14 protein-coding genes are annotated in these 12,927 nt (G+C 61.4%); 7 read left to right on the forward strand and 7 right to left on the reverse strand.

From position 1 onward, the window contains the following. Positions 1-297 precede the first annotated feature (297 nt). From DOCECA_RS06935 to DOCECA_RS06945, 3 genes are all read right to left on the reverse strand, one after another. Positions 298-1,005 carry a cupin domain-containing protein gene (locus DOCECA_RS06935; protein ID WP_445571649.1) on the reverse strand — a complete coding sequence of 236 codons (708 nt, stop codon included), beginning with the start codon at positions 1,003-1,005 and terminating at the stop codon, positions 298-300. Between the two features lie 42 nt (positions 1,006-1,047). Next, the gene (locus tag DOCECA_RS06940) at positions 1,048-1,905 is read right to left on the reverse strand and encodes a GNAT family N-acetyltransferase (protein ID WP_434563561.1); all 858 of its coding nucleotides are present in this window, start codon (positions 1,903-1,905) and stop codon (positions 1,048-1,050) included. A 201-nt stretch (positions 1,906-2,106) separates the two neighbouring features. Continuing rightward, a complete protein-coding gene (locus DOCECA_RS06945) occupies positions 2,107-3,033 on the reverse strand; it encodes a 2-hydroxyacid dehydrogenase (RefSeq protein WP_434610902.1) in 927 nt (308 codons plus the stop codon). Between the two features lie 287 nt (positions 3,034-3,320). Between DOCECA_RS06945 and gabT the strand changes: the two genes are divergently transcribed. The 4 genes from gabT (at position 3,321) to DOCECA_RS06965 (ending at position 6,327) form a co-directional block, all read left to right on the forward strand. Further along, positions 3,321-4,616, forward strand: a complete 1,296-nt coding sequence (gene gabT / locus DOCECA_RS06950; RefSeq protein WP_445571650.1) for a 4-aminobutyrate--2-oxoglutarate transaminase — start codon at positions 3,321-3,323, stop codon at positions 4,614-4,616. Between the two features lie 38 nt (positions 4,617-4,654). Next, positions 4,655-5,311, forward strand: a complete 657-nt coding sequence (locus DOCECA_RS06955) for an HAD family hydrolase (protein ID WP_445571651.1) — start codon at positions 4,655-4,657, stop codon at positions 5,309-5,311. 45 nt (positions 5,312-5,356) lie between these two features. Then, positions 5,357-5,845, forward strand: coding sequence for an Lrp/AsnC family transcriptional regulator (locus tag DOCECA_RS06960; protein WP_420767674.1), 489 nt, complete (start codon positions 5,357-5,359; stop codon positions 5,843-5,845). Between the two features lie 74 nt (positions 5,846-5,919). After that, complete coding sequence (locus DOCECA_RS06965) at positions 5,920-6,327, forward strand: ester cyclase (protein WP_434676585.1); 408 nt, start codon at positions 5,920-5,922, stop codon at positions 6,325-6,327. A gap of 64 nt (positions 6,328-6,391) precedes the next feature. On the opposite strand, the gene DOCECA_RS06970 is transcribed toward DOCECA_RS06965, so the two are convergent. The 4 genes from DOCECA_RS06970 to DOCECA_RS06985 form a co-directional block, all read right to left on the reverse strand. Continuing rightward, a complete protein-coding gene (locus DOCECA_RS06970) occupies positions 6,392-7,345 on the reverse strand; it encodes an alpha/beta fold hydrolase (RefSeq protein ID WP_434610909.1) in 954 nt (317 codons plus the stop codon). A gap of 200 nt (positions 7,346-7,545) precedes the next feature. Beyond that, the gene (locus DOCECA_RS06975) at positions 7,546-8,346 is read right to left on the reverse strand and encodes a DUF6630 family protein (RefSeq protein WP_445571652.1); all 801 of its coding nucleotides are present in this window, start codon (positions 8,344-8,346) and stop codon (positions 7,546-7,548) included. A gap of 4 nt (positions 8,347-8,350) precedes the next feature. Next, positions 8,351-8,512 carry a DUF2986 domain-containing protein gene (locus DOCECA_RS06980; RefSeq protein WP_420767676.1) on the reverse strand — a complete coding sequence of 54 codons (162 nt, stop codon included), beginning with the start codon at positions 8,510-8,512 and terminating at the stop codon, positions 8,351-8,353. Between the two features lie 96 nt (positions 8,513-8,608). Beyond that, positions 8,609-10,375 (reverse strand): S8/S53 family peptidase, encoded by a 1,767-nt coding sequence (locus tag DOCECA_RS06985; protein WP_445571653.1) that lies wholly within the window; start codon positions 10,373-10,375, stop codon positions 8,609-8,611. 145 nt (positions 10,376-10,520) lie between these two features. On the opposite strand from DOCECA_RS06985, the gene DOCECA_RS06990 reads away from it, so the two are divergent. From DOCECA_RS06990 to DOCECA_RS07000, 3 genes are all read left to right on the forward strand, one after another. Further along, positions 10,521-11,261 (forward strand): gamma-glutamyl-gamma-aminobutyrate hydrolase family protein, encoded by a 741-nt coding sequence (locus tag DOCECA_RS06990; RefSeq protein WP_445571654.1) that lies wholly within the window; start codon positions 10,521-10,523, stop codon positions 11,259-11,261. 153 nt (positions 11,262-11,414) lie between these two features. Next, positions 11,415-12,638, forward strand: a complete 1,224-nt coding sequence (locus DOCECA_RS06995) for a colicin E3/pyocin S6 family cytotoxin (RefSeq protein WP_434610915.1) — start codon at positions 11,415-11,417, stop codon at positions 12,636-12,638. A gap of 10 nt (positions 12,639-12,648) precedes the next feature. After that, positions 12,649-12,903, forward strand: a complete 255-nt coding sequence (locus DOCECA_RS07000) for a colicin E3-like toxin immunity protein (protein WP_434610917.1) — start codon at positions 12,649-12,651, stop codon at positions 12,901-12,903. Positions 12,904-12,927 lie beyond the last annotated feature (24 nt).

Raw genomic sequence — 12,927 nt, forward strand, 5'->3', positions numbered from 1 at the left:
TGGGAGCGAGCCTGCTCGCCGATGGCGGTACCCCAGGCGATGAAGATACTGGATGTGCCGGCCCCTTCGCGAGCAGGCTCGCTCCCACAAGGGTATGTGGATTATGTGAGTTCTGTGGCTACCAAAAATCCAATGTGGATTATGTGAGTTCTGTGGCTACCAAAAATCCAATGTGGGAGCGAGCCTGCTCGCGATGGCGGCACTCCAGGCTATGAAGATGCTGGATGTGCCGGCCTCTTCGCGAGCAGGCTCGCTCCCACAAGAACCCGGTGCAATCCCGAATTCAGTGCCTGGCGCTCATCTCACGACGTAGACCTTGCGCACATAGACGCTGCTTTTCCAGGCGCAAGGGGCATCCAAGGGAACGAACACTGTATCGCCGGTGCCGACGATCAGCTCGGTGCCGTCGGCCAGTTGCAAGGTGACGCTGCCTTCGAGCAGGTGCATCAGTTCATGCAGCTTGTGCGGCCGTGACTTGCGTGTGTAGGGGGTTGAATCCCAGATGCCGATGCGCAGGTTCGTCGCTTGCTCGACGAACAGGTTGTGCGAGCGGCATTGCGGCGCCGGGCTGAGCAGGATCTCTTCGTCGGGCGCCGCGGAGGGTGCAAGCAAGGTCGGCGCGGGCAGGGCGGTGAGTCCCGGTTGATTGGCCTCGACGGATTGGGTATCGGCACAAAAGGCCCACAGCGAAGCCGGTTGCGCATCAATTTCGAGGGCGGTGCCACGGGCTATCACAGCGCTTTCGCCCGGATTGAGCCGCAGCGTTTGCGCCTGGCTGCGCAGCGTGACCGCGCCGGCATGGACGACGATCGTTTCGCTGAACGGATACTCCTCGACGCTGATTCGTCCGCCGGCCCGGACCACGCCGGCGGCCATGCCATCAACCCCAGCGTAGGCAATGAGCCGGTCGAAGGGGTCATTGGCACCCAATGAACCTAGCTTGAATGAGGTGGAGGCGGGGCTGCCATCGGCGCGCGCCAACAGCATTGCAGTGGGTTCAAGCATGAAACATTGCTCCGGAATTAACGGCATGGAATGAAGAGTCTGTCAGCCGATGGCCTGGGTCACCGGTGCGAATTGGCGCACGCCGCCACTGGCCTGGGGCGCGGTGCCTTGTGCCATCTGGGCAACGGTGTCGACGTGCTTGAGGCCAATCTCTTCGAGCCAGGGCCCCAAGCCGCAGTCGGCGGGAATATCGATGCGCACGAACGCCTCCGGCACGTGGGCCAGCAATGCCGCGACCAGGTGCCGGGCCTGCGTGGCGTCCTGGGCGATGACCGGGCCGATGCAGCGTCCGCGTCCGTAAGGGCGAAGCAGGGCGAAGGCGCGCAACTGGCCGTCCTGCTCGATGCCCACGCCCTGTTCAACGACATCGAACAGATCGTTCAGCACGGCCTCGCGATCCAGGCCGCTGCCAAGGTTGGCCAGCCTGATCAACTCGGCCCGATCGGCCGGTGCCAGCGCACGGCAGCGTTGGCCGTTGCCCAGGGCCGGCGGGACAGGTGACGATGTGTGCCCTTGATGTTGCTGGATCTGCCCGAACTCAACGAAGCCCTGGCTGGCGTATAGAGGCGTGCCGGCCAACGTGGCATTGAGAACGGCGGTACGCGAACCGCAAGCCTCGATCGCCAATTCCATCAATTTGCGGCCAATGCCCCGGCCCTGGTATTCATCGTCGACAATAACCAGGCCGATGGTGGCGTAGTTGCCCTGGGCGCAGGAGAACGCAGTGCCGATCAAGCGATCCCCATCCAGTGCGACGAAACCTTGGGCGAGCCGCTGCAACATGGCCCAATCCTCCAGGCGATGGGGCCATTTCAGCTGCACGGACAAGGCATGCGCCGAGGGAACATCAGCGTCGGTCATGGCGCGATAAACGTAAGCAGGGCGTTGCGAAATGGACATGGCGGGTCCCCTGGAAATTGACGTGGAGCCGGACGCAATTGTCCGTGCAGAATGGTTGTATCTCACCTGTCGCCTGGGCTGACAATAGCCGCCAGTGAATTCGGCAGCTTCGATAAGCCGCAGCGGTGCCGGCCGAATTTCTTGCCCCAACGGGGCGTCAGCCCAGCAGGAAATACCGAGCCGATTTGCGCGATAGCCATGTCAATAATTGCGCTCGCGATCCACCAAGCCCAGCATCGATTCGCCCCGCTGGTGCCGTCGAATGTTCTCCAGCAGTCCGTCAAAGGCTGTCTCCGGCTGGGTCATCGCCGCGATATGAGGCGTCAGCAGGATCTGCGGGTGGTTCCAGAAAGGATGCCCGGGATCGGCCGGTTCCTGCGTCAGCACGTCGAGCACTGCCGCGCTCAGTTGCCCGCTGGCGAGTGCGTCGAGCAAGTCCGCCTCGACGAGGTGCCCCCCCCGGCCCATGTTGATCAAGGCTGCCCCCTTGGGCAGATGCTCCAATAGCTGGCGGTTGAGGATGCCTTGGGTCTGTTCGGTGAGCGGCAGCACGCACAGGAGGATGTCGCACTGGCCGAGGAAAGCGGGCAATTGCTCGGCGCCGGCGTGACAGGTCACGCCATCGATGTGATGTTCGCTACGGGCCCACCCCGACAAGGCAAAGCCGAATGGCTTCAAGGTGGCGAGTATCTGTCGCGCCTGCAGACCAAGACCCATGACACCCACCCGACGTTGCCGGGCCGGCACCAGGCGATGCGCCTGCCAGCGACGTTCGGCCTGTTGCTGGCGGTAGCGCATCATGTCTCGATGAAGGCTAAGCACGGCGAAACTGGCGTATTCGCACATGCCCTGGCTGATGCCCGGATCCAGCAGCCGCACCACGGGCAGCGTGGGTGGCAAACGTGCGAGGTCGAGTTGGTCGACGCCGGCCGAGAGGGCGAACAGCACCTCAAGGTTGGGCAGCAGCGTCTCGAGGTCATCCGGTGCCTGCCAGGCGGCGAGGTAGCGGATATCCCGAGGATCGCCAATATCTGGCCAGGCCCGCCATTGGATGTCGGGTGCCTGTTCGGCGAACAGGCGTCGCCACTGTTCGCCGCGTATCGGGTCAGCTTTATAGAGCAGGGCCATGGACAGTTCTCGCGTCAGATTCCAGAGTGTTCAGCATGCCTGAATGGCGAAGCAGGATCTGTCGAAAGGCATGCGCAGGGGGGCACGAGGCGGTGCTGTAGCGCGCCCATGGCGGCAGAATCGTTGGGGCGCGAGGCCGTTGGCGGATTCTGCTGTTTGCCGGGGTGTAAACAGTCGATCCGGATTTCTCAACGAGCAAGTTCGGCGTAGACCGTTGCGTCGAACGCTTAACCTGTGAACACACCGCAGCCGCTTCCTGGTTGCGCGGCTCACGATGGGAAATGCCAATGAACAGTAAAGTCGAAGAAACCCCGAGTCTGCTCCGTCAGCGTGATCAATTCGTGCCCCGTGGGCTGGTGACCGCGCACCCGTTGGTGATCGATCGGGCCCAGGGTTCGGAGTTATGGGACGTGGACGGTAAGCGCTACCTGGACTTCGTCGGTGGCATCGGTGTGCTCAACATCGGCCACAACCACCCGAAAGTCGTCGCGGCGGTGCAGGCTCAATTGCAGAAAGTCTCCCATGCCTGTTTCCAGGTCGTGGCCTATAAGCCGTATCTGGATCTGGCTCAGCGCCTGTGTGAAATGATCGGCGGCCAGCACGACTATAAGGCAGCGTTTTTTACCTCCGGCGCCGAAGCCGTGGAAAACGCCGTGAAAATCGCCCGTGCCCACACTAACCGCTCGGCAGTTATTGCCTTTCATGGCGGCTTCCATGGCCGCACGTTGCTTGGCACCACCCTGACCGGCATGAGCCAGCCCTATAAACAGAACTTCGGGCCGTTCGCGCCGGAAGTCTTCCACACGCCTTATCCAAACGCGTATCGAGGCGTCACCGGCGAAATGGCGCTCCAAGCGCTGGACGAGCTGCTAGCAACCCAAGTGGCGCCCGAGCGAGTGGCGGCGATCATCATCGAGCCGGTGCAAGGTGACGGCGGTTTCCTCTCGGCGCCCACCGAGTTTCTCCAGGGCCTGCGCGCGCTGACGGACAAACACGGGATTGTACTGATCCTCGATGAAATCCAGACCGGCTTCGGACGTACCGGCAAATGGTTCGGTTTCCAGCATGCCGGCATCCAGCCAGACGTGGTCACCGTCGCCAAGAGCCTGGCCGGTGGCTTGCCACTGTCGGGCGTTGTCGGCAAGGCCGCGATCATGGATGCGCCGCTGCCCGGTGGCTTGGGCGGCACCTATGGCGGCAACGCGTTGTCGTGCGCGGCGGCGCTGGCGGTGATCGACGCCTACGAGCAAGAACAGCTTTTGGCCCGCGGCGAGGCGTTGGGTGAACGGTTGCGCCAGGGCCTGTTGGCGTTGCAAACGCGCTATCCGCGCATTGGCGATGTGCGGGGCAAGGGTTTCATGCTGGCGATCGAGCTGATCAAGCAGGACGATGCGCGTACGCCGGATGCGGAGCTCAACCAGCGGCTGATCGACGAAGCCCGTGCCGGTGGGCTGCTGGTGATCAAGTGTGGGGTGTACCGCAACGTCCTGCGTTTCCTCGCGCCGCTGGTGACCACCGAAGCGCAGATCGACGAAGCGTTGCAGATTCTCGAAGGCGCCTTGGCACGGGTCTGTGCCGTTTAGGGAGCGTTGATCGATGGGACATCATCGGAGGCTTACAGATGAAGCTGACTGAATACCAGGCGTTGCTGATCGACTGCGATGAGGTCCTGGTGGATCGTGATTCAGGTGTCTGGGCGGCCTTGCAGCCGTTGTTGGAAAACCATGCCGGACCATTGGACAAAGCCGCGCTGCTCGCCGATTTCAACGAGGTGCTGCAATCCCTGTATCCGCGCTTCGGCGAGTTGGGCTTCAGTGGCCTGCTGTGTTTCGCCCACCGTCAACTGGCCGAGCGCTGGAAGCTCAAGGCCAGTTGGGAGGAGGGCATGAGCTTCGCCCGCTCGGCCGCGGGCTGGACGCTGTTCGAGGACGCACCGGGAGCGATGCTTTACTTGCGCAAGTTCTATCGGTTGTTGGTATTTGGCGACCGCGACGCCGAGGACCGTGGCGTGTTGTGCGGGCGCCTGGGCATCGAGCCGGAGGATTTCATTTCGCTGGCGAGCGCGCCGCTGCAGGATCGTGACTGGCTGGACGCCAATGGGCTGGACGCGGCGGCGATCCTTCACGTGACCCGCCCTGGCACAGGGTCGCGGGCGGTTGGGGCGGTGTGCCTGATCTGTCGCGACCTCGACACCTCCCCGGCACCCTGCGCGGCGGACTACTGCATCAACAGTATGGCGGACCTGGTGGCTCAGCATCAGCTGTCTTTACGGCGCTGATTTTGTTAGAAGATTGTCTTACAAACGGCAGGCGAGGGGTATGCGATGGAAGGTTTAGCGAAACTGGACCGGATCGACATCAGCATTTTGGTCGAGCTTCAAAAAGACGGTCGCATGACCAACGTCAGCCTGGCCGACGCTGTGGGGCTGTCAGCCAGCCCATGTCTGCAACGGGTCAAGCGCCTGGAGTCGGCGGGGTATATCTCCAGCTACAAGGCCCATCTCAATCTTGCCAAGATCACCGATTCGGTGACGGTGTTCACCGAAGTCACCCTGAGCGACCACAAGCGTGAGGACTTCGCCAAGTTCGAGTCCAATATTCGCCTCGTCGACGAAGTGCTCGAATGCCACTTGATCAGTGGCGGCTACGATTACCTGGTCCGTTTCATGACCCGCAGCATCCAGGATTACCAGGACGTGATGGAAAGCCTGCTGGACAAGAACATCGGCATCTCCAAGTACTTCAGCTACATCGTCATCAAGTCGCCGGTTCGCAAGGATGAGATTCCGTTGCGCAAACTGTTGCGGCATTGAAGGCGTTCGTCCAGAACCACTGGCCTTTGTCTGCAGTCACTGCCAGGTAACCCTCGCTGATGGAGGACCTGGACATGGACCTGGCCGAGCAATACCGCAACTACATCGCCTGCCTCAATGCCCGTCGCTGGCAAGACCTGGGCAGCTTCGTCGACGACAGCGTGCACTACAACGGAGACCCGGTGGGCCTGGCGGGTTATCGGGCGATGCTGGAAAACGATGTGGGCACGATCGCGGACTTGCGTTTCAATATCGACCTGCTGGTGGTCGAACCGCCGAATGTCGCGAGTCGTTTGCTTTTTGATTGCTCGCCGCGCGGACGTTTCCTCGGATTGGACACCCACGGTCGGCGGATTCGATTTTCCGAGAACGTGTTTTATACCTTCGAGCAGGGCAAGATCGTTCGGGTGTGGTCGGTGATCGATAAGGCGGCGGTGGAGGCGGCGCTGCAACGCCAAAGCCCTTTCGAAGAAGGGCCTTGAGCAAAATCATGTGGGAGCGAGCAGGCTCGCTCCACAGGGGTTACCGTCCAGGGCGATCCGAGCCTCATTCCTTGAGGAAAGTCAGCAGGTCCTGATTGAGACGATCCTTGTGTGTCTCGGTCAGCCCGTGCGGCGCACCGGGATAGACGAGCAACCGGGCACCCTTGATCAGCGCTGCCGAGGCGCGGCCTGCAGCGTCGATGGGCACGATCTGGTCATCGTCGCCGTGGATCACCAGCGTCGGCACGTCGAATTTCTTCAAGTCGCCACGGAAGTCGGTCGCCGAGAATGCCGCGATCGAGTCATAGGTGTTCTTGCTGCCGCCCTGCATGCCTTGAACCCAGAACGATTGGATCAGGCCTTGGGATGGCTTGGCGCCTTTGCGGTTGTAGCCGTAGAACGGACCGGACGCGATGTCCAGGTACAGTTGCGAGCGGTTCTCCAGGGAGGCCTTGCGCAGGCCGTCGAAGACTTCGAGCGGCAAGCCGCCGGGGTTGGTATCCGTCTTGAGCATCAGCGGTGGAACCGAGGACACCAGCACGGCTTTTTTCACCCGGGCTGTGCCATGGCGACCGATGTACCGAGCCACTTCACCGCCCCCCGTCGAGAAGCCGACCAGGGTGACATTCTTCAGGTCCAGCGCTTCGATGACCGCCGCGAGGTCGTCGGCGTAGTGATCCATGTCGTTGCCTTCCCAAGGTTGGCTGGACCGCCCATGACCGCGGCGGTCATGGGCGATCACGCGGTAGCCCTTGGACGCGAGGAACATCATCTGTCCTTCCCAGCTGTCGGAATCCAGCGGCCAGCCGTGGCTGAAGGTGACGACCTGGCCATTGCGCGGGCCCCAATCCTTGTAATACAGCTGGACGCCATCTTTGGTGGTGATGTAGCTGGCGGACTGCACCACGCTGCCGATTGCCGAGGCGCTGGCGCCGGCCTGGACAGGTGTCGCCGCTTCGGCGCCGAGGGTGGCCAGGGCCAGGGTTGCGACAGCCAGGGTGCGGTTGATTGTGTTCATCGTTTCTCTCTCCATAAGGGACGGTTTGATCTGCCGAGATCGTCGTCGATCCCGTTGGTGGGCAGATTAGAGAGGGCGCAGCGGAACGAGAACGGCGCTGGCGTCGATAGCAACTATGGGGATTTCAGATACCCGTGTTCTGCTTCCTGGGTGTGCAGGGTTTTGTGGCAAGGGAGCTCCCTTGCCGCAAAACAGCAGGATCAGCATTTGTAGACGATGCCCAGCCTGCCCATGATTTCCAACGCATTGGCCAGGCCCAGACCGTTCATCGGCAGGCATGCAAACGCTTGGTACTCGTCGAAATGCGTGCCGATGGCCAACAGCTTCAGATCGTGGATTTCCAGTCGTGCATTGAAATACTGGAGCAGCGCCCGCTCCCAATCGTCGGCGTGATTGACTGCATCGACGACTGTGCCGTCGGGCGTGGGGATTTCAATGCCCCGTTCGCGCAGGGGGGCGAGGGCGTTGATGGCGTAGACGCCAGACAACGACCATTCCTTCCACTCGAACTCAGCCATCCGATGCGTGCTGACAAGGGCCGATTGCAGCTGAGTCCACGCCCAGTCCCATCGGCCGGTAGCCGCCGGCATGTTTTCGATCAGCGCTTGCGCGTGTGTCTCGTCGAACAGGCAGTCGAACAGGTCCGCCAGCGTATCGGCCGGATCCGGTGGTGGCGTTTGCCCCTGAGTGTCCAGGTCACGACTCAGACGCTGCCACAGGCTGCCCAATTCCAGCCAATCGTCCTCGTCCATGGCATCGTCGATCACCTGGGCCTTGTGGCCTCGGTGGTAGTTATCCAGCCGCGTCTTGCGCACACGTACCGCGCCCTCGGCCAGGTCGACCTTATAGCTGCTGTGGTCCAGGTAGTTGGTCTGGAGAACGATGCGATCCACGAATATGTCGTGGACGAGGCTTTCCTCTGCGTCGAAATAGGCCGCGCCTTCGAATGTGCCGTGGGCGGTGATGACGCGTTGAAGCGACAGGGGGTCAATGGGGTTCAAAGAATCAGCTCTCAGGGGAAACGGTCGAGTCCGGTCCGGCTTCAGCCGCCATTTTCAGTCGGTCGGCTTTGCTGATGTATCGGTCTTTGCTTTTCGGTGCCAGCTTGGCACTGGCTTTTTTGGCGTTGGCCTTGAGCAACTGGTTTATTTTCTTGCGACGATTCATGTTGTTCCACTTGGGCGCGTAAGAGGCTGGGGGTCGATCATACCGCCAGTCGAATAAGTTATCGCCGAAAGTGTAGCGCTGATTTTGAGCCCTGCATCAACGCACCCGGCTGCGACTCTGCACCGAAAGATCCAGCGCCTTTTGCATGTCCAGCCGTGCCGAACGCCCTACGTCCTTGTCGTTGAGCTGGTAATTGCGCTCCGACGGCAGGATGGGTGCGGTGAGGTCTTCGCCGTCCATTTGTTCGAAGTCGTGATTGTCGCCAATGGTCATGGCGCTGCGGCGCAGGAGCATGCGCAGCTGTTCGGGGTGAAGTTGCGGGTTGATCGACAGCATCGCTGCCAGCAGGCCGGTGACCATGGGTGTGGCGTACGATGTGCCGCAATGCACCGCGCCATCCTCGCCGGCATTGGGCGTCGAGGCGTGGGTGCACGCGGCGGCGGTGATGTCGACGCGCATGTCGATATTCGAGGAGTTGCGCTTGACCGCGTAGCCTGGGTCATCGACGGCGACGCCGGCCCGTTCGCTGCGCTGGTGTCCGCCGACCACCAATAACTGTTCGGTAATGAACGAGGAGGGCAGGCGGTATTCATCGGTGCCGGAGAATGACGACCCATTGCCAGCGGAGTTCACCACCACCACGTCGGGATGTTCCTTGCGCAGCCACAGGAAAAACTCTTCCAGCAGTTCTTCGTAGCCGCTCATGGCAATACCCGAACGCAGCAGCGAATCGACGTCATCGCCCTTGACGTCTTTCGCTCCCACGCGGTGGATGCCCCAGCTCCAGTTCAGCACACGCACGCCACCCTCGACGAGGTTCACCGAGGCGGCGATGTTGGCTGTGATCCCCGCGTCCGAATTTCGCTCGACGATCACTTCGAAGCCGCCGCTCGCCTTGTCCAGGCCCCGCAGCAAACCGGTGTTGCCACCATCGTTCCAGCGCGCGGCGAGAATGCCGGCGACGGTCGTGCCATGGTTGTCGGGTTTGTTCGCATCACGGGCGTACACGCAGGTGCGCGGCATGGAGCAGGGGCCAAGATAGTCGGCAAAATCCGCCGTGTCGAAATCCACGTCACGCTCGATCAAGCCGATGCGCACCGGCTGCGGTTGGATCGGCGCCTGCTGCCCGGGGATACGCCGCTGGTAGTAATGCACCGCGTCGAGAAAGCGATTCGCGGCCCATTCATCGGAGCCCTGGGCCGGTTTCTTGGGCTCTTCGGGCTGGGTGGGCGCTTGCTCGGTTTCTTCGGCCCCGGACTCTTCGATCACTACGGCATCGACGCTGGTTTCGCCGCCCAGGCGCAGCACCAACGCGTCGCGCTGCATCAGGTCCCTGGCCGGCAGGCGCAATTGATACACGTTGAGCGGCGCGATGCTGCCGACCACCCTGGCCCCGTACTTGTTGGCGAGACGTTCCGCCTCCTGGCGGCCATCGTGGCTTTCCTCGATCAACACGCTGACCAGATCCACATAGGTGGTCAGGCCGTCCATGTTCTTGGTCACCTCATCCGGCCCGGCCGCGACGACATGACTGCTGCGCAGGGTCAACCAGACGGCATTGCTGGCGCGCGGACCGTCTTCCAGCCAGAGCGGCCCGCTTTGGTAGTCGGCCTTGTCCAAATGCAGACGCAGGCGTTGGCCGTCACGCTGGACCCTGTCAGCGGGAATCGCTTTTTCACCGAGTTTCAGTTGCGGCGTTGCTTCACCCAGCCCTCGCGCGGTCAAGCACCACTCCTGGCGCTCGATTTCGAGCAAGTCGCCGCAGCGCTTCAGGCTTTCCAGGCGCAACGGCTCTTGCGCCATTGCAGACGTGCCGGCAGACAACGCGATCAAGGTGACGAGGACAGCGGATCGTAAGGGCATGGGTGAGGTTTCTTTGCCGGGGTTTGCTGTTCCGACCGCTGTGTCGATGGCTTCGTTCAGGCAATGGCGCCAGCCGTCATCAAAATTGAACAACCGAACCCGCGCCGAAATCCGATCCATAGGCAACTGAAAAACGGGGAACCCTATGTCTCGTCCACCCATGATCGGAATCATTGCCTGTTCAGGCAAGGTCGGCCCACACACCGTCCAGCTCAGCAATGACAAATACGCACAAGCCGTCGCGACCGCCGCCGAGGCACTGCCGGTGATCCTTCCGGTGGTTGCGTCACTGATCGATCCGGCTGACGTCATCGCTGGCCTGGACGGGCTGCTTTTCACCGGCTCGCCTTCCAATATCGAACCCCATCACTACGGCGGCCCACCCAGCCCGCCTGGCACCGAGCACGACCCGGCCCGGGATAACCTGGCGCTGCCGCTCTGGCGCGCCGCTGTCGAGGCCGGTCTTCCGGTGCTTGGCATCTGCCGCGGCTTCCAGGAAATGAATGTCGCTTTTGGCGGCACGCTCCATCAACAACTCAACGGCCCCGGCGCCGAGCACGAGCCGCCGAGCAACGAGCCGGTCCAGGACCAATACGCCCGCAACCATGCACTGACCGTGCGACCGGGCGGGGTGTTGGCGCGGTTGGGGCTCAAGAAACAGATCGAAGTCAACTCCGTCCACGGCCAGGGCATCGCACGGGTGGGGCAGGGTTTGCGCATCGAAGCCGTGGCGGAGGATGGCCTGGTGGAGGGGCTTTCGGTGGAGGGCAGCCGGGCGTTTGCGTTGGGGGTGCAATGGCACCCGGAATGGGAAGTGACGGAGCATCCGGATTATCGGGCGATCTTTCGCGCGTTCGGAGAGGCGTGCAGGCAGCGGGCGAGCTAATCCGGTTCGTGACACAGACGCAGATCTTGTTGCCTTGCCGGCCCACACCGTCTGAGGAAAACGGAACGGGCAATTCGAGAAGCGTCTGACAGCGCCGCATGAGTCCCTTGCGATAGCGTCCGTCCTGAATTTTCAGGATGAGAATCGCGATTCGTGACGCGCCCAAACAATCTGCCAAAAGTCAAAAATCCACGGTCCGGCGAAGGGCACAACATTTCCTACCGGGACATGACGTCCAGCGAGCTGGCCGAGTACGAGGCACTCCAGCGCAGTCATGACGCCATGCTTGCGCGACAGGCCGCCTACGAAAAGGAAAGATGGGGCAAGGTCGAAAAAAAATCCCTGCCCATCACCGGGTCCGTTTTCGCTAAATGCTGCGAGCTCCCCAACGGCATCATCGACTACAACAACCCCCATGGTTTCATTCCGCCGGAGCTGGTCAAGCAGTACGGCGACTTGAAGTGGCTTGGCGGCCGCGAGGCCGACGATTCCGGGACTGTCCCCCTCAAGCAGATCGGCTCAACTGCAATTCCCGCTACATTGGGCAGACTCGCCCTGGGCGGCTGCGCCGCGACAACTGCGGGAGCCGCTGCAGGCACGGTTGGCGCGGCGCTGTTAACGGGGATCGTCGCCTTGCTTTGGCCTTCCAGCCTGGGCGACAGCGCGCTCTACAGCGAAGACCAGCTACGCCAGCTAAAAAAGGCCCGCAGCCGCATGCGCTTGAGCATCGAGCAACAGGCCGACGGCAGTATCAAGGGTTACGGTTTCTACACCGGTCAGAACCGCGGCTGGGAAATGGTCGACGTCGTCCACCTGACGCCGCGCGCCGACCAATACATCGCCGACCTGGGCGATGGCATCGAACTGATCTGGACCCCAGCCACCGACCCCTCCGAAACCCTCGGCATCCCCGCCCTGGAAGCCGCCCCCCAAACCCCGCATATCTGGATCTACCCGTCGACGCCGATGGCGGACAGCATCATCGTCAATCCGATCTATCCGCCGGAGTACAAGGATTTCATTCTGGTGTTCCCGGTGGACTCGGGGGTTCGGCCGGTTTATGTGGTTTTGAGCATCCGCCGAAAGGGTCTGGCCGAGGCGGGCCACGACTATCATCCTGCTCCGAAGACACATGAAATTACGGGCTTCTCTGGTCTGAAGAAAGGCAAGAAGAAAACTCCGGTGCAAGGAGGCGGAGGCTTAAGAGATCGCTGGCTCGACGCCAAAGGCCGGACCATTTACGAGTGGGATGCCTCGCACGGTGAACTGGAAGCTTACCGAGCAAGCGACGGAAGTCATTTAGGTGCATTCGATCCAATTACTGGCGAGCAGACAGATGGCCCTAAGAAAAATCGCAGCATAAGAAAGTATTTGTGAGGATCAAAAGATGGGACTCAAATTGCGACTTGAGTGGTATAGCAAGCAAACGGAATCCTTCGAAGGAGAAGAATATACAGAGGATCTGGGTGATGATGGCTCGGTCGTGGAGGCTTTAGGCATCCCGTTCGATAACAACATAAATAACGGGGGGTTTGATCTCCTGTTGGACTGGGTAGGAATTATCCAGCCGTACTTTCAGCATTCAATCGATTGGGCGAACTACGACTATCAAATAGCTTTTGATTATCTAGATAGCTGGTAATCGAGAGGAGAAAACGAGGAGAAA

Source organism: Pseudomonas sp. E102 (assembly GCF_052660185.1).